29 protein-coding genes are annotated in these 24,459 nt (G+C 48.6%); 26 read left to right on the top strand and 3 right to left on the bottom strand.

All coding sequences use genetic code 11. From position 1 onward, the window contains the following. Positions 1–128 precede the first annotated feature (128 nt). Positions 129–773 (top strand): DUF4317 family protein, encoded by a 645-nt coding sequence (locus ACY2VW_RS01720; RefSeq protein ID WP_461876757.1) that lies wholly within the window; start codon positions 129–131, stop codon positions 771–773. A gap of 375 nt (positions 774–1,148) precedes the next feature. Here the strand turns inward: ACY2VW_RS01720 and ACY2VW_RS01715 are convergent, their stop codons facing one another. Continuing rightward, positions 1,149–1,568 (bottom strand): hypothetical protein, encoded by a 420-nt coding sequence (locus ACY2VW_RS01715; RefSeq protein ID WP_461876756.1) that lies wholly within the window; start codon positions 1,566–1,568, stop codon positions 1,149–1,151. A 194-nt stretch (positions 1,569–1,762) separates the two neighbouring features. Between ACY2VW_RS01715 and ACY2VW_RS01710 the strand changes: the two genes are divergently transcribed. From ACY2VW_RS01710 to thiI, 9 genes are all read left to right on the top strand, one after another. Continuing rightward, positions 1,763–2,986, top strand: coding sequence for a chloride channel protein (locus ACY2VW_RS01710; RefSeq protein ID WP_461876755.1), 1,224 nt, complete (start codon positions 1,763–1,765; stop codon positions 2,984–2,986). Positions 2,987–3,141: 155 nt separating this feature from the next. Next, positions 3,142–4,032, top strand: a complete 891-nt coding sequence (gene rfbA, locus ACY2VW_RS01705) for a glucose-1-phosphate thymidylyltransferase RfbA (protein WP_022461852.1) — start codon at positions 3,142–3,144, stop codon at positions 4,030–4,032. Positions 4,033–4,212: 180 nt separating this feature from the next. Continuing rightward, a complete protein-coding gene (rfbD, locus tag ACY2VW_RS01700; protein WP_173829660.1) occupies positions 4,213–5,082 on the top strand; it encodes a dTDP-4-dehydrorhamnose reductase in 870 nt (289 codons plus the stop codon). Between the two features lie 337 nt (positions 5,083–5,419). Beyond that, positions 5,420–6,781 carry an MFS transporter gene (locus tag ACY2VW_RS01695; RefSeq protein ID WP_461876783.1) on the top strand — a complete coding sequence of 454 codons (1,362 nt, stop codon included), beginning with the start codon at positions 5,420–5,422 and terminating at the stop codon, positions 6,779–6,781. A gap of 112 nt (positions 6,782–6,893) precedes the next feature. Beyond that, complete coding sequence (gene prmA / locus ACY2VW_RS01690) at positions 6,894–7,850, top strand: 50S ribosomal protein L11 methyltransferase (protein ID WP_022461849.1); 957 nt, start codon at positions 6,894–6,896, stop codon at positions 7,848–7,850. A 42-nt stretch (positions 7,851–7,892) separates the two neighbouring features. Next, positions 7,893–8,645, top strand: coding sequence for a 16S rRNA (uracil(1498)-N(3))-methyltransferase (locus tag ACY2VW_RS01685; protein ID WP_022461848.1), 753 nt, complete (start codon positions 7,893–7,895; stop codon positions 8,643–8,645). Beyond that, a complete protein-coding gene (locus tag ACY2VW_RS01680) occupies positions 8,645–9,799 on the top strand; it encodes a cysteine desulfurase family protein (protein ID WP_118660036.1) in 1,155 nt (384 codons plus the stop codon). The genes ACY2VW_RS01685 and ACY2VW_RS01680 overlap by 1 nt, the downstream gene beginning before the upstream one ends. A 16-nt stretch (positions 9,800–9,815) precedes the next feature. Then, positions 9,816–10,472, top strand: coding sequence for an FAD-dependent thymidylate synthase (gene thyX, locus ACY2VW_RS01675; RefSeq protein WP_022461846.1), 657 nt, complete (start codon positions 9,816–9,818; stop codon positions 10,470–10,472). A 9-nt stretch (positions 10,473–10,481) separates the two neighbouring features. Further along, complete coding sequence (gene thiI / locus ACY2VW_RS01670; protein ID WP_082424694.1) at positions 10,482–11,660, top strand: tRNA uracil 4-sulfurtransferase ThiI; 1,179 nt, start codon at positions 10,482–10,484, stop codon at positions 11,658–11,660. A 133-nt stretch (positions 11,661–11,793) separates the two neighbouring features. Here thiI and ACY2VW_RS01665 read toward each other — a convergent pair whose 3' ends face one another. Beyond that, on the bottom strand, positions 11,794–12,027 hold the full coding sequence (locus ACY2VW_RS01665) for an HPr family phosphocarrier protein (RefSeq protein WP_022461844.1): 234 nt from the start codon (positions 12,025–12,027) through the stop codon (positions 11,794–11,796). A gap of 162 nt (positions 12,028–12,189) precedes the next feature. On the opposite strand from ACY2VW_RS01665, the gene mtaB reads away from it, so the two are divergent. The 5 genes from mtaB (at position 12,190) to ACY2VW_RS01640 (ending at position 16,819) form a co-directional block, all read left to right on the top strand. After that, a complete protein-coding gene (gene mtaB, locus ACY2VW_RS01660; protein WP_461876754.1) occupies positions 12,190–13,524 on the top strand; it encodes a tRNA (N(6)-L-threonylcarbamoyladenosine(37)-C(2))-methylthiotransferase MtaB in 1,335 nt (444 codons plus the stop codon). Between the two features lie 263 nt (positions 13,525–13,787). Continuing rightward, positions 13,788–14,699, top strand: a complete 912-nt coding sequence (gene murB, locus ACY2VW_RS01655) for a UDP-N-acetylmuramate dehydrogenase (protein ID WP_238061790.1) — start codon at positions 13,788–13,790, stop codon at positions 14,697–14,699. Positions 14,700–14,728: 29 nt separating this feature from the next. Continuing rightward, complete coding sequence (rapZ, locus tag ACY2VW_RS01650; RefSeq protein WP_238061781.1) at positions 14,729–15,610, top strand: RNase adapter RapZ; 882 nt, start codon at positions 14,729–14,731, stop codon at positions 15,608–15,610. Positions 15,611–15,620: 10 nt separating this feature from the next. After that, a complete protein-coding gene (whiA, locus tag ACY2VW_RS01645; protein WP_461876753.1) occupies positions 15,621–16,559 on the top strand; it encodes a DNA-binding protein WhiA in 939 nt (312 codons plus the stop codon). Next, on the top strand, positions 16,556–16,819 hold the full coding sequence (locus tag ACY2VW_RS01640; RefSeq protein ID WP_444270976.1) for an HPr family phosphocarrier protein: 264 nt from the start codon (positions 16,556–16,558) through the stop codon (positions 16,817–16,819). The genes whiA and ACY2VW_RS01640 overlap by 4 nt, the downstream gene beginning before the upstream one ends. A 97-nt stretch (positions 16,820–16,916) precedes the next feature. On the opposite strand, the gene ACY2VW_RS01635 is transcribed toward ACY2VW_RS01640, so the two are convergent. Next, entirely contained in the window at positions 16,917–17,672 is a 756-nt protein-coding gene (locus tag ACY2VW_RS01635) for a GNAT family N-acetyltransferase (protein WP_461876752.1), read from the bottom strand. A gap of 187 nt (positions 17,673–17,859) precedes the next feature. On the opposite strand from ACY2VW_RS01635, the gene ACY2VW_RS01630 reads away from it, so the two are divergent. The 11 genes from ACY2VW_RS01630 to rpmC all read left to right on the top strand — a co-directional run bounded on the left by ACY2VW_RS01630 (position 17,860) and on the right by rpmC (position 24,445). Next, positions 17,860–18,915 carry a hypothetical protein gene (locus ACY2VW_RS01630; RefSeq protein ID WP_461876751.1) on the top strand — a complete coding sequence of 352 codons (1,056 nt, stop codon included), beginning with the start codon at positions 17,860–17,862 and terminating at the stop codon, positions 18,913–18,915. A gap of 509 nt (positions 18,916–19,424) precedes the next feature. Beyond that, positions 19,425–19,742: a 30S ribosomal protein S10 gene (gene rpsJ / locus ACY2VW_RS01625; RefSeq protein ID WP_022461667.1), complete on the top strand. Its 318-nt coding sequence runs from the start codon at positions 19,425–19,427 to the stop codon at positions 19,740–19,742. 193 nt (positions 19,743–19,935) lie between these two features. After that, the gene (gene rplC, locus ACY2VW_RS01620; protein WP_022461666.1) at positions 19,936–20,571 is read left to right on the top strand and encodes a 50S ribosomal protein L3; all 636 of its coding nucleotides are present in this window, start codon (positions 19,936–19,938) and stop codon (positions 20,569–20,571) included. A gap of 26 nt (positions 20,572–20,597) precedes the next feature. Further along, entirely contained in the window at positions 20,598–21,218 is a 621-nt protein-coding gene (rplD, locus tag ACY2VW_RS01615) for a 50S ribosomal protein L4 (RefSeq protein ID WP_022461665.1), read from the top strand. After that, positions 21,218–21,517 (top strand): 50S ribosomal protein L23, encoded by a 300-nt coding sequence (rplW, locus tag ACY2VW_RS01610; protein WP_022461664.1) that lies wholly within the window; start codon positions 21,218–21,220, stop codon positions 21,515–21,517. Before rplD ends, rplW begins: the two co-directional genes overlap by 1 nt. 61 nt (positions 21,518–21,578) lie before the next feature. After that, positions 21,579–22,424, top strand: coding sequence for a 50S ribosomal protein L2 (gene rplB / locus ACY2VW_RS01605; RefSeq protein ID WP_117510470.1), 846 nt, complete (start codon positions 21,579–21,581; stop codon positions 22,422–22,424). An 11-nt stretch (positions 22,425–22,435) separates the two neighbouring features. Then, on the top strand, positions 22,436–22,717 hold the full coding sequence (gene rpsS / locus ACY2VW_RS01600) for a 30S ribosomal protein S19 (protein ID WP_022461662.1): 282 nt from the start codon (positions 22,436–22,438) through the stop codon (positions 22,715–22,717). A 33-nt stretch (positions 22,718–22,750) separates the two neighbouring features. Continuing rightward, positions 22,751–23,137, top strand: a complete 387-nt coding sequence (rplV, locus tag ACY2VW_RS01595; protein WP_022461661.1) for a 50S ribosomal protein L22 — start codon at positions 22,751–22,753, stop codon at positions 23,135–23,137. Between the two features lie 12 nt (positions 23,138–23,149). Next, positions 23,150–23,806, top strand: coding sequence for a 30S ribosomal protein S3 (gene rpsC, locus ACY2VW_RS01590; RefSeq protein WP_022461660.1), 657 nt, complete (start codon positions 23,150–23,152; stop codon positions 23,804–23,806). A gap of 2 nt (positions 23,807–23,808) precedes the next feature. Then, positions 23,809–24,246, top strand: a complete 438-nt coding sequence (rplP, locus tag ACY2VW_RS01585; RefSeq protein ID WP_022461659.1) for a 50S ribosomal protein L16 — start codon at positions 23,809–23,811, stop codon at positions 24,244–24,246. Beyond that, positions 24,236–24,445: a 50S ribosomal protein L29 gene (gene rpmC / locus ACY2VW_RS01580; protein ID WP_022461658.1), complete on the top strand. Its 210-nt coding sequence runs from the start codon at positions 24,236–24,238 to the stop codon at positions 24,443–24,445. The genes rplP and rpmC overlap by 11 nt, the downstream gene beginning before the upstream one ends. Positions 24,446–24,459 lie beyond the last annotated feature (14 nt).

Genomic DNA, 24,459 nt, shown 5'->3' with positions numbered 1-24,459 from the left:
GAGATACTGTCTTGATTTTATCAAATGGTGAGAAGGAACGCAATTTAAAAATCTGCTGACAGAAAAAGCATGTTGTGATAAGATCAAAGACAGAGAATTTCGAATATCTTTACTGTCGGAGGAAATATATGATTAATCGGGAAGACATGCTGGAGCTGACGAGGAGAATGACGCCGGCGCGGACTTCGTTTGTGCGGATGGCGGGATGTTATACGGATTCGGATGGGGAGTATGACGGCAGTTTTAACATTCATTTTCTGAAGCTGTCCGGTTCGGAAAAGGCCAGGAATCTGGCAATCGCCAAGAAAATTCCGTTTGCGGAATCGAATGAGAAGCTGCGGGAATACCGTTTTCCGGAAGAAACGCAGGGTGCGGGCAGTATCTGGCAGATGCTGATGGCGCTGCGTGAGTGCGGGCTGAAAAATGATGCACTGCTGGAAACGTTTTATGATATCCTCATTGAAGGATTGCAGATTCACGGAGCCTATGCCATTTACATGTTTTACGACCGGTACGATATTCCTGCGAAAACCTCTGATAAAGAGCGTTTGGGGGAATCCGAGGAGATGTTCCCCTATCTGATCTGCGCTGTCTGCCCGCTGGTCGGGGAATACGAGCCGGGAAATCCTATTTGTGGATTCCTGTTCCCGGCCTTTGTGGACCGGAGCGGCGATCTGGAACGGATTGATATTTATGCAGAGCGTGCGGCATGGGGCGATCGGATGGCCGGTATTCTTGGTGCGAAGGGCAGAAAATTCAGCAGCGGTCTGTAAAACTATGAGAAACACGCTCCGCGAGTTTCTCAAGTTATCGCGGCAGTCGCCAAGGTCGCGTGCAAGCACGGACTTTGGCTCGTTGCCCGCGTAAATAAAAATTGACGGATCAAACCAGGTGCTGACGTGCCTGACAGTAAAAAACTTCCCGGCGAACCTGCATGTATCGTTCGCCAAGGGAAGTTTTTTTAACCGAATCAAGCAAGTCCCCTGCTTCTATTGCGTGAAGCAATAAGCAGTGGGTTGGGACTTGCTTGTATTAGGAGTGGTACAAGCCACTCCTGATAAGCTGCGAAGCAGCTATTCGGTTATGAGCAAGTAGCGAAGCGGATTGCGAATATCCGCTTTGACTACGGGAGCAGCAGAACTGCATATTTACTGTGCCATCCCCGCCCCATTCTGTGTAGTTGCCCCGTTTTCCTGCGGATTCTGAGTCTCATTGCTACCGCCGCTTACCACATCATCCACCGCGCGGCCAACATCCTCAACGCCATCACCGACACCGCGGGTCACATCTTCCGCCGCGTCACCGACATCATCCCCAAGGGTATTTCCATCCCCGGTATTCGCGCCGTTTGCATTCCCGTCGGTGCCCTCCGTCACATCATTTACGTTGTCATTTGCCGGCATCTCTGTCGTATTGACATCGTTTCTGTTATCTGTCTGCCCCATGTCGCTCTCCGTGTTGGTATTGCCGTTCCCCGCATCGTTTGTGGTGTTGTTTCCGCAGGCCGTCATCCCGGCCAGTAACCCCGCCAATGCCAGCGTCATACACACTTTTCTGATTTTTCTCATCTTCAAAAATCTCCTTTCCCTAACAGTGTCTGGACAGTTGCTAGTATTTGAAGAATGCCGGAAAATATACAAAAAAGAAGCAGCCGTCACAAATCTTGACAAAAATCAGTTTTATGGAAGCTTTGCGGCGGGCTGGCAGCGGAGTAAAAATTGTGATATGATAGCAGCAGAATTCAACAAAGGAGAGACAGAAGATGAAAGAAGAACTGAAGAAATCCCTCCGCACCTACGGAGCTCTGCTGCTGCTCGGCGTCACCGGCGTTCCGATGGGCGCGGCAGTCGGTCTGATCGAGGCGCTGTTCTGCCGTCTGCTGCTGAAAGTAACGGCCATCCGTGTGGCGCATCTTTTCTGGTGTCTGCCGTTTCTCGCCGTGGCAGGTCTTGTGATTGTAATCGTCAATCAGAAATTCGGCGGCAAGGGAACGAAGGGCATGAGTCTGATTTTCGATGTGGCGTATGAAGAAGAAGAGGAGCTTCCGCTCCGCATGATCCCGCTGGCAATGCTTTCGACAACGCTGACCCACCTGTTCGGCGGAAGTGCCGGACGTGAGGGCGTTGCGGTACAGATCGGCGCAGTATTTTCCTATTTTGCAGGAAAGAAACTGCCGTTCAAAAATGCTCCTGGAATCTTTCTGGTGACAGGAATAGCAGCCGGCTTTGCGGGCATGTTCGGGACACCGATTGCGGCTGTGATCTTTGCAGTGGAAGTGCTCGCTGCCGGAGAAATGCGGTATGAAGCGCTGCTTCCTGCATTTACAGCATCCTTTTCCGCGAGCGCTGTGGCTTCCCTGCTTGGAATCCACAAAGAAAATCTGACGATCCACATCAGCGAAAGCCTGACACCATTTCTGCTGGTACGCCTGATTACACTCGGTATCATCTTTGGAATCACAGGCGGCCTCTTTGCGTGGTGTCTGAAACGTACGAAAAAATATCTCGGTGAAAAAATCAAAAATCCGCTGGTACGCGTTTTTTCCATCGGTGTTGTCTTAAGTATTCTGTTTCTGGTTCTGTACCGCGGACGGTACTGCGGCTTTGGAACGAATCTTGTCGAGGCAGTTTTTACGGGAAAGAAAGTGTACGCCTATGACTGGGCGCTGAAATTTATTCTGACGGTATTGACGCTGTCTGCCGGTTTCCAGGGCGGCGAGGTGACGCCGCTGTTTACCATCGGAGCAACCCTGGGCGCAGTCCTCGGCAGTCTGTTCGGCATTCCGGTGGAACTTTCTGCGGCGCTTGGCTACGCTGCTGTTTTCGGCGGCGGAACGAATACACTGCTGGCCGCTATCTTCATCGGCGGCGAAATTTTCGGTTACGATTATCTGCCGTATTTCTTCATTGTCTGCACGGCCGCCTACGTATTTAACCGCAACAGCTCGATCTATTCCCGCCAGAAATTGACGAAGTACAGCTGCTGATCAGGAGGAATCCTGATAGAAAATGGTCTTTTAGACAGAAAATCACACAATCCGCGTCAACCCGTGTCATACCGTTACGTTACGACACGGGTTGACGCGTTTCCGGGAATAAGGTTATACTAGAGGTATCATATACGAAAAAGGAGTAATGAATTATGAAAGGTATCGTACTTGCCGGAGGCTCCGGCACACGTCTTTATCCGTTAACTATGGTAACATCCAAACAGCTTCTCCCGATCTATGACAAGCCGATGATCTACTATCCGCTGTCTGTTCTGATGAACGCAGGCATCCGTGATATCCTGATCATTTCCACCCCGCAGGACACCCCGCGTTTCGAGGCACTGCTCGGTGACGGCCATCAGTTCGGTGTACAGCTTTCCTACAAGGTACAGCCAAGCCCGGACGGACTGGCACAGGCCTTCATCATCGGCGAGGAGTTCATCGGGGATGATTCCGTTGCCATGGTGCTCGGCGACAACATCTTCTTCGGACACGGTCTGAACAAACGCCTGAAAGCAGCAGTAGAAAACGCTGAGACCGGAAAAGGCGCAACCGTATTCGGCTATTATGTAGATGATCCGGAGCGTTTCGGAATCGTAGAATTTGACTCCGAGGGAAAAGCCATCTCCATCGAAGAGAAACCGGAGAAACCGAAATCAAACTATTGTGTTACAGGTCTGTACTTCTATGACAACAAAGTCGTAGAGTATGCAAAGAACCTGAAACCGTCACCGCGCGGAGAGCTTGAGATCACCGACCTGAACCGGATCTATCTGGAAGACGGCAGCCTGAACGTTGAGCTTCTCGGACAGGGCTTCACCTGGCTGGATACCGGTACACATGAGAGCCTGGTAGAGGCAACCAACTTCGTAAAAACCATCGAGACCCATCAGCACCGCAAGATTGCGTGCCTCGAGGAGATCGGTTACCTGAACGGCTGGATCGGCAAAGACCAGCTTCTGACCGACATCGAGCCGCTGAAGAAAAATCAGTACGGTCAGTATCTGATGGATGTGATGAACGGAAAATATATCGACAAATAAAAGCGAACAGCGTTGAAGAAAACTGCCCCGGAAGAAAAATCCGGGGCAGTTTTTGAAAAAAGTGCTTGACCATGACATAACGTCATCCTTTATACTCATGGTACAAACAGAAAATCAGACTGAAAAACAAGAGACAGACAAAACATAACGATAACAAAATCAGAAAAAAGGAGAACCATTATGAGAGTATTTGTAACAGGTGTAAAAGGCCAGCTCGGCCATGACGTCATGAATGAACTTGCAAAACGCGGTCATGAAGGAATCGGCGTTGATATTGAAGAAATGGATATCACCGATGCAGAAAGCGTAAGAAAAGTCATTACCGAAGCAAACCCGGATGTCGTAATCCACTGTGCAGCATGGACCGCGGTAGACCTTGCTGAGGATGATGACAAAAAAGAAAAAGTACATCAGGTCAATGCAGTCGGAACCGAGAACATCGCAAAAGTCTGCCATGACCTTGACTGCAAAATGATCTACATCTCCACCGACTACGTATTCGACGGCCAGGGCACCCGCCCGTGGGAGCCGGATGATGAGCGTCATCCGCTGAACGTATACGGCCAGACGAAATGCGAGGGAGAGCTCGCGGTAGAGAAATGGGTGAAAAAATTCTACATCGTCCGCATCGCATGGGTATTCGGCGTGAACGGAAAGAACTTCATCAAGACCATGCTGAACCTTGGAAAGACACACGATCATCTGACTGTTGTAGATGATCAGGTAGGAAGCCCGACCTACACCTACGACCTGTCCCGCCTGCTTGTCGACATGGCAGAGAAAGAGAACTACGGCCGCTACCATGCAACAAACGAGGGACTCTGCTCCTGGTATGAGTTCGCCTGCGAGATTTTCAAACAGGCCGCTGAGATCGATCCGGCTTACGGAAAAGTAAGTGTATCACCGGTAAGCTCTGACCAGTACCCGGCAAAAGCAAAACGTCCGTCCAACAGCCGCATGAGCAAAGAGAAACTGACCGAGAACGGATTCGAAAAACTGCCGACCTGGCAGGATGCGCTGCACAGATATCTGCGCGAGATCGAATTCTGATAGAAACCCCGAAAATAACGCAAAAAAGCAGTGCTGAATTTTTTTATCCTCTTCCGGCAAGAAGACACGTTCTGCGGTGGGAGATGAATTTGGTTTCTGAGATTGCTATAAACATTTCCAATATGCGGAGTTCCCAGGTAAAACGGGGGCTCCTTTTTCTTATGCCAAACCCATGCATTCAACAGGGAGAATGCCCTTTTTTCTTTTGTGAATATTGACAGAAAATGCCGTTAAAATTCTCACATTGGATCCGGGTATTTCTGTTGACATTTGAACATGAAATTGCCATTATGAAAGCAGAATCTTTACGTATCCGGCAGGGGGCAGGAACGTGAAGATGACAAAAGAAGGCATGGGGGATGAAGCAATGAAAAAGAGTCTGTTTTACCGGGCAAAAAAGATGCCGCCATCTGCGCAGATCATGCTGCTGTTTGCCGTCGAGGGTGTATTTCTGCAATATATCACATCGATCAACGGTTTCGGCCTGAATCTGTATGCGACAAACATGGGTGCAACCGACAGTCAGATCGGTATTATCCAGATGGTGCCGAACATTGTAGCGTGTGCAGCACTGCTGCCGCTTGGAATTCTGGCGGATCGTCTGAAGTCGACAAAGACGATACCGATGCTTACGCTTCTTGTGATGTGTGCCGGCTATGCATTTCTTGGAAGTGTACCGGCACTCGGCGAGAGACGTATGGAGCTGTTTTTTGTATCACTGGCATTTACTGCAGGGGCACTTGCTATTTACAATGCGCAGTGGCAGGCAATGTTCGGTGCTGCGGTTTCACTGCGGCAGCGAAACGATGTCTATGCCTTTCGGAATCAGTTCATGTTTGTGATTGGCATTCTTGCACCGGTGATCTGCGGGATTCTGATGGGAAGATGCCACACGGCCGATGGAAAGCTTCTGGTACTCCGAAGCTTCTTTTATCTGTGTGCTGTCTGTGTTCTGCTGCAGGCCGCTGCAATCAAAAAAATTCCGGTGAAACAGCAGGAGGAGGGAAAGGCTCCGGCAGAAGCGGGGAAGGCATCCTCACGTTTTTCTGTTTCTGATCTGCTGGAGGCGATCACAAGCGTGGGGAAAAATAAAGCATTGCGCTGGTTTTTCGTGCCGGTGGTCTTTTTCTATATCACCTGGCAGCTTGACTGGAGCATGTGGTATTTAGGACAGGTCAAATATTGCAAAATGTCGGAGATGACACTTTCCATCTGCAACGGTGTTTTCAATATCGGCCAGCTTGCGGCAGTTGGAATGATCGCGAAGGTTGTCCGGAAAAAATCGCCGGATTTTGCACTGATTTCCGCCGGGATCGGTCTTTGCTTCTGCCCGGTTATTATGATTCTGGTTCCACATTTACCGTTGGCGTACCGAGGGGTTACTTTTATTGTTCTGATGACGGTTCTGAACGCTCCACAGTGTGCCGTTGCACTCTGCACGGTACAGATTCTTTTAAATGCCGCACCGGAAAAGAACCGTTCGCTTTTGATCAGCCTCTTTACGATGATGACGACGCTGACCAACAGTGTTCTGCCGTTGCTTGGTGTCCGTCTGTATACGGCACTTGGGGCAGATCTTACGGCACTGTACCGGTTCAACCTGATAGATCTTGGGGTTCGCATTTTATCCACATTCGGGCTGATATGGCGTTATCAGAAGGCGAAAAAAGATGACTTTCTGACAAAGATTTCGGATTGAGACGGGCCGTAAAAGCCGAAAATAACATTTACAACAGGAACGATATCGTGTATGATAAATGTGGCTTTCTTTGCACGTATGGAAAAGAGAAGCGCAAAAAGGAGTTTAAACAATGAAATGGAATAAATTTACATTAAAAACAAGATCGGAAGTGGAAGACATTGTGATCTCCACTCTGGCCGATGTGGGAATCGAAGGCGTGGAAATTCAGGACAAACAGCCTTTGACCGAGAGCGACAAACAGCAGATGTTCGTGGATATCATGCCGGATATTCCGGATGACGATGGCATTGCCTACCTGAATTTTTACCTCGATGTGGATGAGGACAAGGAGAAGGTTCTTGCAGATGTCCGCGCGGCACTTGCAGAAATGCAGGAGTTCCTGGACCTTGGAGAGTGCACCATCACAGAGTCTGAGACAGAGGACAAGGACTGGATCAACAACTGGAAACAGTATTTCAAACAGTTCTATGTGGACGACATTCTGATCATCCCGTCCTGGGAGGAAGTAAAGCCGGAAGACCGGGATAAAATGATCATCCATATCGATCCGGGCACAGCCTTTGGAACGGGTATGCATGAGACAACACAGCTTTGCATCCGTCAGTTAAAGAAATATGTGACAAAGGATACCGAGCTGCTTGATGTCGGAACCGGAAGCGGTATTCTTTCGATTATTGCACTGAAGCTTGGTGCGCGTCATGCGGTCGGAACAGACCTCGATCCGTGTGCGGTTCCTGCGGTTGAGGAAAACAAAGAAGTCAATGGAATTCCGGTAGAAGCTTTTGATATGATGATCGGAAATATCATTGATGACAAAGAAGTACAGGACAGAGTCGGATACGAGAAATACGATATCGTTACCGCCAATATTCTTGCAGATGTTCTCGTTCCGCTGACGCCGGTAATCGTACACCAGATGAAGCCGGGCGCTGTTTATATCACATCCGGCATTCTCGATGTGAAAGAGGAAGTTGTCAAAGAGGCAGTCGTTGCAGCGGGACTTGAAGTGGTTGAAGTTACACATCAGGGCGAATGGGTTTCTGTTACAGCAAGAAAACCGATGTAAATTAAGAAAAGCGAAACACCAGAAGAGAAAGAGAACAGATTCATGTACCGTTTTTTTGTAGAAGAAAGTCAGATTTATGACGGCACTGTCCACATCACGGGCAGTGACGTTAATCACATCAAAAATGTGCTCCGCATGCGGCCGGGCGAAAAAATACTGGTCAGTACCGGAGGCGAAAAGGAATATCATTGTGCCGTTTCGGATTTCCCGGAAGGGGAGGTTCTTGCCGCAGTAGAAGAAGTCACAGCAGCAGACAGAGAACTCCCGTCCGGAATTGTACTGTTTCAGGGTCTGCCAAAAGGTGACAAAATGGAACTGATCATCCAAAAAGCAGTGGAACTTGGTGCGACGGAAATTGTTCCGGTGGAGATGAAACGCTGCGTTGTGAAGCTGGACCGGAAAAAGGCGGAAAAGAAAGCAGAGCGTTGGCAGACGATCGCGCTTGGTGCGGCAAAGCAGTCCAAACGGATGCAGATTCCGACGGTACACATGCCTGTTACATTTCAGCAGGCGCTTGCAATGATGGCAGAATCAGACGTTCGCCTGATGCCGTATGAGAACGCAGAGGGGATGGAAGGAACGAGAAGAATTCTGGAATCCATTGAACCGGGTGAATCTATTGCGATCCTGATCGGACCGGAGGGCGGCATCGACGAAGCGGAAGTGGAAATGGCCATGAAGGAAAAGGTAGAGCCGATTACGCTCGGAAAGCGCATTCTGCGCACGGAAACGGCCGGAATGACCGTGCTTTCCATTCTGGTGTATCTTTTAGAAGGAAGGGAACGAACAAGATAATGGAAGCATATCTGGACAATTCCGCAACCACCTGTGTTTATCAGGAAACCGCAGATCTCGTCTGTGATCTGATGGTAAATCATTATGGAAATCCGTCTGCGATGCATCAAAAAGGGGTAGAAGCAGAACAATATATCAGAACCGCCCAGGAAACGCTGGCAAAGATTCTGAAAGTCAAAGAAAAAGAAATTTTCTTTACCTCCGGTGGCACAGAGTCCGACAACTGGGCGCTCGTCGGAACAGCAATGGCAAATAAGAGAACGGGAAACCACATCATCACAAGCGCGATCGAGCACCCGGCCGTGTCGGCACCGCTGGCATTTCTGGAGGAGCAGGGATTCCGTATTACGCGCCTGCCGGTAAATAAAGAAGGCCTTGTGGATGTGAACGAACTCGAAGAAGCGATCACACCGGAGACGATTCTCGTTTCGATTATGTATGTCAACAATGAGATCGGTTCTGTTGAGCCAATCGGGGAGATCGGACGCAGAATCAAGGCGAAAAATCCGAAAACGTATTTTCATGTCGATGCGATCCAGGCGTTCGGCAAATACCGGATTTATCCGAAACGGATGGGCATCGACATGCTCTCCGTGAGCGGCCACAAGATCCACGGACCGAAGGGAAGCGGCTTTTTATATATTGATGAGAAAGTAAAAATCCGTCCGCTGATCTTAGGCGGCGGCCAGCAGAACGGCATGCGTTCCGGAACCGACAATGTGCCGGGCATCGCAGGCCTTGCGAAATCCGCTGAGATCGTTTACAGGCATTTTGACGAGCAGACTGCGCAGATGCGTGCCTGTAAACACCGTCTGATCGAAGGCTTGCGGGAGCTGGACGATGTGGTCATCCATGGCATGCCGGAAGAAGAGGGTGCGCCGCAGATTGTCAATGCATCGTTCTTAAATGTGCGTAGTGAAGTGCTGCTGCACACGCTGGAGGACCGCCAGATCTACGTTTCCGCCGGAAGCGCCTGCTCATCACACAAGAGAGCCGGAAGCCCGACGCTGACTGCCATCGGCGCATCGAAAGCCGAGATGGAGTCTGCCGTGCGGTTCAGCTTCAGCGAATTTACGACACTGGAACAGATTGATTACACCCTGGATACGCTGCGCGAGGTACTGCCGATGCTGCGCAGATTTACCAGGAAATAATAGAAAGAGGAAAATTATGATTACAATACAGCCGGAAATTGAAATCCTGAGCACCGAATCCTACGAGGATATGCTGCGCCGGATCGAGAAAATCGGAAGAGTCTGCTACAAGAGCGAGGAGCGCATTGGAGAAGGCACTGCAGAGAAATTCATTGCAGGCATCATCAAACGCGGCCATGAATCCGTCATTGAGCACGGCTCCATCACCGTAAAAGTAACGTGCGACCGCGGCGTGACCCATGAGATCGTCCGCCACCGTATCGCAAGCTACAGCCAGGAGAGCACCCGCTACTGCAACTATTCGAAAGATAAATTTGGAAACCAGATCACCTGTATCGATCTGGCAACCGGATTTTCCTATGATCTGGACGACGAGAACGACCGTAAAAAATACGAGGTATGGCAGAAAGCAATGGAAGCTGCAGAGCAGTATTACTTCCAGATGCTCGAACTCGGAGCAAAGCCGGAGGAGGCAAGAAGCATTCTTCCGAACTCTCTGAAAACCGAGATCGTCATGACCATGAACTTAAGAGAGTGGCGCCACTTTATCCGGCTTCGAAGCGCCAACGCCGCACATCCGCAGATGCGTCAGGTATCTGACCTGATCCTGAAGAAATTTTCTGAGGAATATCCTCTGTTCTTCCGTGATCTGGCTGAGAAAAAAGGAGAATAAAAAACGATGATGTACAAAGCATTTCTGGTAAAATATGCCGAGATCGGCATTAAAGGAAAGAACCGTCATCTGTTCGAGAAAGCGCTCTGCGTACAGATGGAGCACGCGCTTGCCCCGGTAGACGGAAATTTCCAGGTCACCCGTGAGATGGGACGAATCTATGTCAACACCGAAGGAGACTTTGATTACGAGGGCGCTGTCGATGCGCTGACAAGAGTTTTCGGTATCGCCGAGATCTGCCCGGTTGTCATTTTAGAGGACACCGGCTTTGAAGATCTGGCAGAGGCAGTGGTTTCCTACGTGAAAGAGCTGTACCCGACCGAGGAGAAAACCTTTAAGGTATGCGCACGCCGTGCGAACAAAAACTATCCGATGCACACAATGGAAGTCAACTGCGAGCTGGGCGGCCGCATCCTCGATGTCTGCCCGAACCTCAAAGTAGACGTTCACGAGCCGGATATCTATCTGAACGTCGAGCTGCGTCAGAAGATTTATCTGTACTGCGAGAGCATCGCAGGCCCTGGCGGTATGCCGGTCGGCACAAACGGACAGGCCATGCTGCTGCTTTCCGGCGGTATCGACAGTCCGGTTGCCGGATACATGATCGCAAAACGCGGTGTTAAGATTGATGCCGTTTACTTCCACGCTCCGCCGTACACCAGCGAGAGAGCCAAACAGAAGGTTGTGGATCTTGCAAAACTCGTTGCACGCTACAGCGGCCCGATCCGTCTGCATGTGGTCAACTTCACCGAGATCCAGCTTGCAATCTACGAAAAATGCCCGCACGACGAGCTGACCATCATCATGCGCCGTTATATGATGAAGATCGCAGAAGCGTTTGCACGTCAGGACAAATGCCTTGGCCTGATCACCGGAGAGAGTATCGGACAGGTGGCAAGCCAGACGATGCATTCCCTCGCCGTTACCAACGAAGTCTGCACCATGCCGGTCTTCCGTCCGCTGATCGGTTTCGACAAACAGGAGATCGTCGATATTTCCGAAAAAATCGGTACGTACGAGACATCTGTTCTGCCGTATGAGGACTGCTGCACGATCTTCGTTGCAAAGCATCCGGTGACAAAACCGAACCTGAATGTCATCAAATGCTCCGAGCGCCATCTGGACGACGTGATCGACGAGATGATGGAACGCGCAGTTTCTACCGCAGAGACGATCGAGGTCTGCTAAGGAAAACTTGCTTTAAAGAACAAAAAGGCCGGATCTTGTTTTGGGGGTTCTGAAAAACAAGATCCGGTCCTGATGATAAACAAAGACAAAAAAAGAGCCGCGGCGAGTGCGCGGCCCTTATGTTCTATCGTAATTATACAATGTACGGAGCAAGAACATCAAGTACGGTCTGAAGAGCATCTCCATCAGCATGGACGTTCAGGTCGATCGGTTTGGAAAGGTCGAGGCTGAAGATTCCCATGATGGATTTTGCGTCGATTACGTATCTTCCGGATACCAGATCGAAATCAAAATCGAATTTGGAAATGTCGTTGACGAAAGATTTTACTTTGTCGATAGAATTAAGAGAAATCTGTACTGTTTTCATGTTTGTAATCCTCCCTGTTATTTGGTTAACATTATTTATTACCCTCATTTAACAGCTTTATCTTACCGTCTGGAGGGGAAAAAGTCAATGCGAAAACATACAAAGATAAAGTGGAATCTTCGTGATTTTTAATAATAAAGATGAAGAAGAAAGGAGTATGGCATGAAAAAAACGGTAGCTTTGCATAATCTTGGGTGTAAAGTGAACGCATATGAGCTGGAAGCCATCCAGCAGCTCCTCGAAAACAGAGGGTACGAGATCGTGCCTTTTGCACCGGGAGCGGATGTTTACATTATCAATACGTGTACCGTGACGAACATTGCGGACCGGAAATCGCGGCAGATGCTGCACAAAGCGAAAAAGATGAATCCCGATGCGGTTGTCGTGGCCTGCGGCTGTTATGTGCAGGCGGCTGGGGAAAAACTCGAAGAGGATACGGCGATTGATCTGATCATCGGAAATAATAAGAAGAAAGATCTTGTGGATATTCTGGAAAACTTTCTGGCAGAACGTGAGGATGGTGGAAAACCATCCGACGCGGAGTGTAAGAGCTTCCTCGTGGATATGACACACAACCGTGAGTACGAGACACTCTCGATCAGCAAAACGGCGGAGCACACCCGCGCATTCCTGAAAGTACAGGATGGATGCAATCAGTTCTGTACTTATTGTATTATCCCGTACGCGCGCGGCAGAGTCAGAAGCCGCCGCCAGAGTGATGTGGTAGAAGAAGTAAAACGTCTGGTGGAGGCCGGATACCAGGAAGTCGTGCTGACCGGTATCCACCTTTCCTCCTACGGACTCGATTTCCCGGAGGGCGAAAAAGAGACGCTGCTCGACCTGATTCGCGCTGTTGATGCAGTGGATGGCATCAGAAGAATCCGTCTCGGATCACTGGAGCCGAGCATCATCACCGAAGAGTTTGCAGAGGCGATCGCCGCAATGCCGAAGGTGTGCCCGCATTTCCATCTTTCGCTGCAGAGCGGAAGCAATGGAACACTGAAGCGGATGAACCGGAAATATACCGCGGAAGAATACAAACACAAATGCGATCTGCTGCGTAAGGTATATGGAAATCCGGCGTTGACGACCGATGTGATTGTCGGTTTCCCGCAGGAGAGTGAGGAGGAGTTTGAAGAGTCGCGCGCCTTTGTCGAGGACATTCATTTCTTCGAGACTCACATCTTCAAGTATTCGAGAAGAGAAGGCACCCGCGCCGCAGCGATGGCAGGCCAGATTCCGGAGCAGGAGAAGACGAAGCGCAGCCACGTTCTGCTGGAACTGGACGAGAGACGGAGACAGGAATATATGGAAGGCTTCCTCGGAAAAGAGCTGGAAGTGCTCATGGAAGAAGAAGTTGAGATCGACGGCGTCCGTTACTGGACGGGACACACGAGAGAATATCTGCGCGTTGCTGTTCTTTCGGAAGAAAATCTCATGAATCAGATGGTGCTTGTCACTCCGACGAGAATCCATGGAAAAGACTGTCTGATGTAGGAAATGATACCAATCCGGAAGATCTGATAGAAAAAAGAGCCGGAACGAAAAAGTTCGTTGCACTTTTTGGGGGTTCGTGGTAGAATAGCCCGTGAGCCTGCAAAAAAAGGCGGGCAGACGAAGAAAAAAACAGCGGCTGGCAGAACGAACGAAGAAGTGAGGGATGTCGGCTGCTTTCGCGTCTAAAAAAAGTATAATCTGTAATTCGTAGTAATTCGTAATGAAATGTTCGGCCGCAGATGCGGCAAAGGGTAAAAATCGTGATCAAAGAAGAGATTGTCAGAGAACTTTATGCAATTGCAGGGGAAGATGCGGTACAGACCGCAGAACCGATGAAAAATCATACGACCTTCCGCGTGGGCGGTCCGGCAGATTATTTCGTCGCTCCTCATACAGAAGAAGAAATCAGAAAAATCGTGGCTCTCTGCGAAGAAAAAGAGATCCCGTGGTTCGTCACCGGAAACGGCAGCAATCTCGTTGTAAGTGACGAGGGCTACCACGGTGTGATTCTCTCGGTCTACAAAAACTTCCAGGGAATCGAAGTGGAGGAAAACAGAATCCGGGCGAAAGCCGGAAGCATGCTCGTCTCCATCAGCCAGGCGGCCAGAGAAGCCGGACTTTCCGGTATGGAGTTTGCCTCCGGAATCCCGGGAACGTTAGGCGGCGGTGTCCGGATGAACGCGGGAGCTTACGGCGGAGAGATGAAGGATATTGTGCAGAATGTCACTGTACTCACAAGAGAAGGTGAGATTTTGAAGCTGGAAAAAGAAGAGCTCGGCTTCGGCTACCGTGCCAGCGTCATCAAAGACAGAGGCTACGTCGTACTTGGAGCAGAACTTATGCTTGTTCCGGGAGATAAAGAAGAAATTCTTGCCCGCATGCAGGAATTGAAAAACAAGCGGGTAGAGAAACAGCCGCTCGAGTATCCGAGCGCCGGCAGCGCATTCAAGCGGCCGGAGGGCTATTTCGCAGGCAAGCTTGTGATGGATGCCGGACTTTCCGGTTACGCAGTCGGCGGTGCAAAGGTATCGGAAAAACACTGTGGCTTCCTGATCAATGCAGGCGGAGCAACCGCATCGGATGTGATGGAACTGATCCGTCAGATCCAGGCAAAAGTAAAAGAACAGTTTGGCGTACAGCTTGAGCCGGAAATCCAGTTCCTCGGGGAATTCTGATTTTCATTATCCACCAAAGGAGAAAAAACATGCGTTTTGTAATTGTGACCGGCATGTCCGGTGCGGGAAAAAGTACAGCGTTGAAAATGCTGGAGGACGCGGAATATTTCTGCGTCGATAACCTTCCGATCCCGCTGGTTGAAAAATTTGCACAGCTTACCGCTGACGGCACTTCCGGAGAAATCCAGAAGGTAGCAGTCGGAATCGATATCCGAAGCGGCCAGGCGCTCCCGGACCTGCAGAATGTTCTGGAGCGGATGAGCATCAACGGAATCTGCTATGAGATCCTGTTTCTGGACGCGTCCGATGACGTGCTGGTCAAACGATACAAAGAGACGAGAAGAACGCACCCGCTGGCAGGCCTTGGACGGGTGGATGAGGGAATCAGAAAAGAGCGCAAAGCACTTGAGTTCCTGAAAAAAGATGCGGACTACATTCTCGATACGAGCCAGCTTCTCACAAGAGAGCTGAAAGCGGAGCTCGATAAGATTTTCGTGCAGGATCAGAAATTCAAAAATCTGATGATTACCGTGCTCTCATTTGGATTCAAATACGGAATCCCGGCGGATTCGGACCTTGTTTTCGATGTGCGGTTCCTGCCGAATCCCTATTACGTAGAAGGCATGCGCCCGCTCTCCGGCAATGATGCTCCGGTGCGGGATTATGTGATGGGATTTGAGACAGCGCAGGTGTTTGCGGAAAAATTAGAGGATATGATCCGTTTTCTGATTCCGAACTATATTTCCGAGGGCAAGCATCAGCTCATTATCAGCATCGGCTGCACCGGCGGAAAACACCGTTCCGTAACCCTTGCCAACGAGCTGTACCGGCGTCTTTCCAACGCGAAGGATTACGGAATCCGGATTGAACACCGGGATCTGGAAAAAGACGCCATCCGAAAAGGAATTTAGAGGTGGAAGGATGTCATTCTCAAGCGAGGTAAAAGAGGAATTATCGAGACATCTTCCGACGGCACGCCACTGCCAGATTGCGGAAACAGCGGCGATCCTGTCACTTTGCGGACAGATTTTCGAGAAGGACGGGACGATACGGATTCAGACAGAGAATGCGTATGTGGCAAGAAAATACTTTACTTTATTGAAAAAAACATTTAATATAGAGGCAGAGCTTGCAGTTAAGCTGAATCAGAAGGAAAATACGTATCTGATCCGCGTAAATGACAGGGAAGAAACCCGTCAGATTCTGCAGGCAGTGAAGTTACACGAGACAGACCGGCAGTTAACAATGCCGATTCCGGCTGTTGTGGTACAGCGTCAGTGCTGCAAACGGGCATTTCTGCGGGGCGCATTTTTAGCGTCCGGTTCCATCAGCGATCCCAACCGGTTTTACCATCTCGAAATTGTCTGTCCCGATGCGCCGAGAGCAGAACAGGTGCAGGAACTTCTGAAAAGCTTTGGAATTGATGCGCGGATCGTTCTCCGGAAAAACCACCATGTGGTTTATATGAAAGAGGGCGCACAGATTGTGGAGATGCTTGGTATCATGGAAGCCAACATCGCACTTATGAATCTGGAAAACGTGCGGATCTTAAAAGAAATGCGCGGCAGTGTCAACCGAAAGGTGAACTGTGAAACTGCCAACATCAACAAAACGGTCAGCGCGGCGATCCGCCAGATCGAAGATATCCGGTATATCGAAGAAACCACAGGCTTTTCTTCTCTGCCGGAACCGCTGGAGCAGATGGCAAGGCTCCGCTTACAATACCCGGAAGCATCGCTTCTGGAACTGGGCAAGATGTTAACACCGGTTGTTGGTAAATCCGGAGTTAATCATAGATTAAGGAAACTAAAAGAGATTGCGGAAGATTTGCGAAGGAAACAAGGAGGAGAAGTATTATGATTAAGAAACCAATCACAATTCGTCTTTCAAGCGGCCTGGAGGCGAGACCAGTTGCCATGCTGGTACAGGTAGCGAGCCAGTACGAAAGTGAAATCTACGTCGAGAGCGGCAGAAAAAAAGTAAATGCGAAGAGCATTATGGGTATGATGACACTTGGTCTGGACAATGGCGAGGAAGTTACCGTGATCGCAAACGGAAAAGACGAGAGCGAAGCCATGGACGGCGTTGAAAAATATTTAAGCAGTCCTTCTGCTGAATAATCTTACTGCACTTATAGCATAAACATAGAGCAAAACGGCATGTCAGAAAATTTTGACATGCCGTTTTGCTCTATGTTTATGTGAAATCAGACGAAAATCAGACCACGTTCTTCGCGCGGAACCAGTAGGTATAGAGATAGGAAAAACCGAGCGATTCATACAGTGTGATCGCAGGCGCGTTTCCCTCGACAACCTGAAGATACGCTTTCGTTGCACCGAGCCGGATTCCCTCGGAGAGGATTGTGCGGCAGATCGAGGAAGCGTAGTGGCGGTGGCGGTACGCAGGATGCACATGGATGGCATAGACACCGACGTAATCGCGGTCGCGGATGCCAAGGCCGGTGGCAACGATCGTTCCGGTTTCATCCTGGATGGAGGTACAGATGGTTTCTTTTGGAATGGCGCGGTACATCGAAGGAACGACCATGCGGTGCATCACGTTCGTCGTGCTCTTTAAAGCAAAGAGGCTGTCAATCCATTTCGGCGGGATAAAGCTGCTGACGGTCACGGCAACGGCAGGATCCTTTTTGACAAAGTTCGCCAGATCCATTGTCATGACGTGCGTCGTGTGCTGGACTACATAGCCGCGGTCGGCGAGCATTGCATCAAAGCCGGGAGTGACAAGCGGACTGATCTTGAAAATTGCCGGTGTACCCCAGCGACGGTAGATCTCCTCGCAGTACTGCACTTTTTCCTTCACCGGAATCGTGGACGGCCCGATCTGCTCGACGCTGTTGGTCCGGTGTGTATAAAAATAAGAAAAACGAAGAATCCATCCGTCGTACAGCTCGATCTGGTGGGACGGCCATGCGTTCAGGGAAAGATCTTCGATGGTTTTGATCAGTGTATTCATATGAAAGTATTCCCCCTTTGGTTATGTATATAGTATAGAAGAAACAGGACAGATCTTCAAGAAAAAATCGAAAAATTCGACACGCGGAACCGGGCGGCCGGGACACGATGCGTAACGTTTTCTTGCATAATCGAAGAAAAGGGGTTATAATAGGGAGCAAAGACTGAGAATACAAGGAGAATTGAATATGTCAAAATTACTGAAGGTAATTGTGAATACGCTGCTTCTGCTTGCAATCCTGTCAGCAGGTGCACTGGTGATTCCGCCGTTTGCCGGCATCACGACACTTGTCTCAGACGGGATGGGAAATACCAACATTTCCCGCGGCGCTGTCACGTACGCAAAGAAGACAGATACGTCATCGGTTGCGACGGGAGACAAAATCCTGGTTGATGACAATTCCGGAAAGTATATCTATACGATACAGTCCCTCGACACCGCTGCCGGAACCGCATCCGTAAAAAATGTGATCAGCGGAGACGCAACGGAAATTACCGTGAGAGCAACCGTGAGCAAAGTGATCGTCACGATTCCGGTGATCGGCTTTCTGTCGATGGCGGCGCAGAGCAGAGAGGGAATCATGATCATCGGACTTGCCATTCTGTTTCTGGTCATTCTGTTCATCCTTTCCGAGGTATGGAAACGTGATGAAGAAGAGGATGAGGAAGACGAGGAAGAAGAAGACGAGGACGATGAGAAAGCGTCCGAAGAGCTTCGCAGCAGAAAGAAAGCTGCCCTGGAAGAAAAAAAGAAGCGGGAAGAACAGGAAATGACCGAACAGTTGAGAGCAGCCGACCAGAAAACGGCAGAAGAAGAGAAACAGGACGAATTTGAAATTCCGGATCTGGAAGAAGAAGGAACGGAGCAGGTGTCCTTTCATACCGCCGATCTGCAGAACCTTGTAAGAGGAGAAGAAACTGAAGAAATTCCGGAAGCCGTGGAAGAAACGGAAATCGTCGAAGAAGCTGCCGCAGAAGAAACAGCGGAAGAAGTGACAGAAGAAACCGAAGAAACGGAATCAGCAGAGCCGGAAACTGTGGAAGAAATCGAAGAGTTTGAAGAAACCATCGAAGAGCCGGAAGAAGAGCCGGAACCGGAACCGTCCGAGCCGATCGAACTTGCCATGCCGGTTTACACGGCGGAAGAACTCATCCAGAAGGCCCACGCAGCCGGAGATGACCCGAAAGTCATTGAAGATTCTGCAACCGGCATCACAATCTTAGATTATTCCGACATTCTGTAACTATTCAGAGCCATGCGAACGAAAAGAAAAGAACGCGAATCATGCTTGCATGAATGAACGTTCTTTTCTTTTTGTTCATATGGCAAGAAGCCACATCGAGATGCATCGCAGCGGAATCGAGATGGGGCTCTGAATAGTTGGAAAACGTCAAAAAAGAGAGATATATAGGAAAAGTGCACAACACGGCACCCCTGTATTTCTCTTTTTGCATAAAAACGGATAAATCGAAAAAAATAAAAAAAAACCTTGATTTTTCGCGTGCTTTCTTGTATACTAACAACTGTTGTGACATTGATAGCGTTGAAGCGCGAGGTTGCCGCTGAGAAACAGCGGGTTTTCCGTGGAGCGAATGTCAAGTTAAAGAAACTGGCGACAAGTCACTGTACCCACAATTAAGTCCACCTGTAAGAGTGGAAACGACCGTGTGCAAACATCAGGACACACACGGGTAAGTGTACAGTCACCGCTTGTCGTACTCGTAAAAGTGCGAAAAGGAGGCGACTTTTTTTATGGCAAGTCAAGTAATGAGAATTACACTGAAAGCGTATGATCATCAGTTAGTAGATGCATCTGCACAGAAAATTATCGAAACTGTAAAGAAGAACGGAGCAACGGTGAGCGGACCAGTACCGCTTCCAACGAAGAAAGAGGTAGTAACTATCCTTCGTGCAGTTCATAAGTACAAAGATTCCCGTGAGCAGTTCGAGCAGAGAACCCACAAGAGACTGATTGATATCATCGCACCTACCCAGAAAACAGTGGATGCATTAGCAAGACTGGAAATGCCGGCTGGCGTTTACATCGACATCAAGATGAAAAACAAATAAGATCAGCTGTAAAAAGTCCGGGATCAGCCCCCGGCCATCAATTAAGTAAGCAATAGATGATATAGAAGCAACACTCATTCGAAGGAATCAACATCCCTAAGGGTCATAGTGTTCCACTTATATCAACTGTTCGCTAGAATGAACTTCTTTATAATAGGAAGTTCCGCTGTAGATAAAACAGGAGGTAAAAGGAATGAAGAAAGCAATTTTAGCTACAAAAGTCGGAATGACTCAGATCTTCGACGAAAACGGTGTTTTAGTACCGGTAACTGTATTGCAGGCAGGTCCGTGTGTTGTAACACAGGTGAAAACCGCAGACAACGACGGGTACAGTGCAATTCAGGTAGGCTTCGGCGAGAAGAAAGAAAACCGTGTGAACAAACCGATGAAAGGCCAGTTCGCAAAAGCAGGTGTTTCCTGCAAGAGATATCTGAAAGAGTTCAGATTTGAAGATGCTGAAACCTATACATTAGGACAGGAAATCAAGGCCGATATCTTTGGCGCAGGCGACAAAATCGACGCTACTGCAACAAGCAAAGGTAAAGGATTCCAGGGTGCCATCAAGAGACATGGTCAGTCCAGAGGACCTATGGCTCATGGTTCCAAATATCATCGTCACGCAGGTTCCAATGGTGCTTGCTCCGATCCGAGTAAGGTATTCAAAGGAAAAAGAATGCCAGGACAGATGGGTGGAAAGAAAATCACCGTACAGAACCTGGAAATCGTAAAAGTTGACGTAGAGAACAATTTACTGTTAGTCAAAGGTGCTGTACCAGGACCGAAGAAATCCATGGTTACCATCAAAGAGACAGTAAAATGCGGTAAATAAGTTCGTTGAAAGGAGGAACACACGTAATGGCTAACGTATCTGTATTAAATATGGAAGGCAAAGAAGTTGGCAGCATGGAGCTTAATGATGCAGTGTTCGGTGTAGAAATCAACGAGCATCTGGTACATCAGGCTGTAGTGCTTCAGCTTGCAAATAATCGTCAGGGAACTCAGAAAGCTAAAACCCGTTCCGAAGTAAGCGGTGGCGGAAGAAAACCGTGGAGACAGAAAGGAACAGGTCACGCAAGACAGGGTTCAACAAGAGCTCCTCAGTGGACAGGCGGCGGAGTTGTATTCGCTCCAGTACCAAGAGATTACTCTTTCAAAATGAACAAGAAAGAGAAAAGAGCTGCATTAAAATCCGTTCTGACAAGCAAAGTTCAGGAGAACAAATTCATCGTTCTTGACGAGCTGAAACTTGCAGAGGTTAAAACAAAAGAGATGAAGAAAGTGCTTGATAACCTCAAAGTAAACAACGCACTGGTAATCATCGGAGATGACAGCGAAAACGTAGCACTTTCCGCAAGAAATATTGCCGGCGTTCAGACTGCATCTGTTAATACCATCAATGTATTCGACATGCTGAAATACAACACCATCATCGCAACCAAGAGCAGTGTTGCATCTATCGAGGAGGTGTACGCATAATGGCAGATATCAGATATTACGACGTAATCCTGAAACCAATCGTAACTGAGAAGAGCATGAACGCTATGGGCGAGAAGAAATACACATTTATGGTTCACCCGGAAGCAAACAAATCTCAGATCAAAGAAGCAGTTGAGAAAATGTTCGAAGGAACAAAAGTAAAAAGCGTAAACACCATGAACATGGACGGAAAGAACAAACGTCGTGGAATGGTAGTTGGAAAAACTGCAAAGAGCAAGAAAGCAATCGTTGCTCTGACCGAGGACAGCAAAGACATCGAAATCTTCGAAGGACTTTAATTAGCAGCTGTTCGAAATATGCACACATAAGTGCGATACGAAATGAAAGGAGAACAAAGTAATGGGAATCAAAAGCTTTAACCCATATACACCTTCCAGAAGACACATGACCTCCTCTGATTTCAACGAAATCACGAAGAGCACACCGGAGAAATCTCTGGTAGTGTCCCTGAAGAAAAACGCTGGTCGTAACAACCAGGGTAAAATCACTGTAAGACACCGCGGAGGCGGAAGCAGAAGAAAATACAGAATCATCGACTTCAAGAGAAGAAAAGATGATGTTCCGGCAACCGTTAAATCGATCGAGTACGATCCGAACAGAACAGCAAACATCGCTCTGATCTGCTATGCAGACGGCGAGAAAGCATACATCCTGGCTCCGGAAGGACTGAAAGTTGGCATGAAGGTTATGAGCGGCGCTGCTGCCGAGGTAAGACCTGGAAACTGCCTGCCGCTGTCCGAGATTCCGGTTGGTACCATGGTTCACAACGTAGAGCTTCATGCAGGCAAAGGCGGACAGCTTGTTCGTGCAGCTGGTAATGGCGCTCAGCTGATGGCTAAAGAAGGTAAATACGCAACCCTTCGTCTTCCGTCTGGAGAGATGAGAATGGTTCCGATCAACTGCCGTGCATCCATCGGTGTTGTTGGAAATGGCGAGCACAGCCTGATCAACATTGGTAAAGCAGGACGGAAACGTAACATGGGTATCCGCCCGACTGTACGTGGTTCTGTCATGAACCCGAATGACCATCCACATGGTGGTGGAGAAGGAAAGACCGGTATCGGACGTCCGGGCCCGTCTACTCCTTGGGGAAAACCGGCTCTTGGCCTGAAGACCAGAGCAAAGAACAAGCAGTCTAACAAGTACATCGTAAGAAGACGCGATGGAAAAGCTTTATCGAAATAAGGAGGTAAACGATGTCTCGTTCATTAAAAAAAGGACCATTTGCAGATGAAAGCCTGTTAAAGAAAGTTGACGCTGCAAACGCTTCAGGAGATAAAACAGTCATTAAAACCTGGTCACGTCGTTCTACAATCTTCCCGTCATTCGTTGGACACACAATCGCTGTTCATGACGGAAGAAAACATGTGCCGGTATACGTTACAGAGGATATGGTTGGACACAAACTCGGTGAGTTCGTAGCAACCAGAACCTACAGAGGCCACGGCAAGGACGAGAAGAAATCCGGCGTCCGCTAAGTAGAATGATTTGAGAGAGGAGGTTTTTTAGCAATGGCTAAAGGACATAGAAGTCAGATTAAAAGAGCAAGAAATGCTAACAAAGATACCAGACCGTCTGCAAAGTTATCCTACGCTAGAATGTCTGCGCAGAAAGCTGGATTTGTTTTAGATGCAATCCGCGGTAAAGACGTAACAACCGCACTTGGTATTGTAACTTATAACCCGAGATATGCCTCCAGCGTAGTGAAAAAACTGCTGGAGTCCGCAATCGCAAACGCTGAGAACAACAACGGTCTTTCCAGAGAAAACCTGTATGTAGCTGAGTGCTTCGCTAACAAGGCTCCGACCATGAAGAGAATTCATCCGAGAGCACAGGGCAGAGCTTACAGAATCCTGAAGAGAAACAGCCACATCACGATTGTGTTAGACGAGAAATAAGGAGGACATGTCATGGGACAGAAAGTTAATCCACACGGCCTGAGAGTCGGTGTTATTAAAGACTGGGATTCCAAATGGTATGCCGAGGGTGATTTCGCAGATAACCTCGTAGAGGACTACAACATCCGCACATACCTGAAGAAGAAACTGTACAGCGCAGGTGTTTCCAAGATCGAAATCGAAAGAGCATCTGACAGAGTAAAAGTTATCATCTACACCGCAAAACCGGGCGTTGTTATCGGTAAAGGCGGAGCAGAGATCGAGAAAGTAAAAGCTGAAGTTCAGAAACTGACTGACAAAAAGCTTATCGTAGATATCAAAGAAGTAAAAAGACCGGACCGCGATGCACAGCTCGTTGCTGAGAACATTGCATTACAGCTGGAAAACCGTATTTCCTTCCGTCGTGCTATGAAGTCTACCATGCAGCGTACGATGAGAGCTGGCGCTAAGGGAATCAAAACATCTGTATCCGGACGTCTTGGTGGAGCTGATATGGCTCGTACCGAGTTCTACAGCGAGGGAACTATTCCGCTGCAGACCCTGCGTGCCGATATCGATTATGGATTCGCTGAAGCAGATACCACTTACGGTAAAGTTGGCGTAAAAGCATGGATCTACAATGGCGAAGTACTTCCAACCAGAACTAAAAAGGAAGGGAGCGAGAATTAATTATGTTAATGCCGAAGAGAGTAAAACGTCGTAAACAGTTCCGTGGTTCCATGAAGGGTAAAGCCCTTAGAGGAAACAAAATTAACTACGGTGAATTTGGTCTCGTAGCCCTTGAGCCATGCTGGATCAAATCCAACCAGATCGAGGCAGCCCGTATCGCCATGACACGTTACATCAAACGTGGTGGTAAAGTTTGGATCAAAATTTTCCCGGACAAACCAGTAACCGCACAGCCGGCTGAAACCCGAATGGGTTCCGGAAAAGGTTCTCTGGAGTACTGGGTAGCAGTAGTAAAACCAGGCCGTGTAATGTTCGAAATCGCAGGTGTTCCGGAAGAAACAGCCCGCGAGGCATTACGTCTTGCCATGCATAAGTTACCATGTAAATGCAAAGTTGTTTCTCGTGCAGACTTAGAAGGCGGTGATAACAGTGAAAACTAACGAATTTGTAAAAGATTTAAATACAAAGAGCGCAGCTGAGCTGAATGACGAATTAGTAGCTGCTAAAAAGGAACTCTTCAATTTAAGATTCCAGAATGCAACCAACCAGCTTGACAATACAAGCCGAATCAAAGAGGTTCGCAAAAATATTGCAAGAATCCAGACTGTTATTGCCCAGAAGGCAAACGCAGCTGAGTAATTAGGAGGAAAATA

This window comes from Fusicatenibacter sp. (assembly GCF_977045365.1).
Note: the sequence above shows the minus strand (reverse complement) of the source record. Positions and strands in the feature narration are given on the sequence as shown.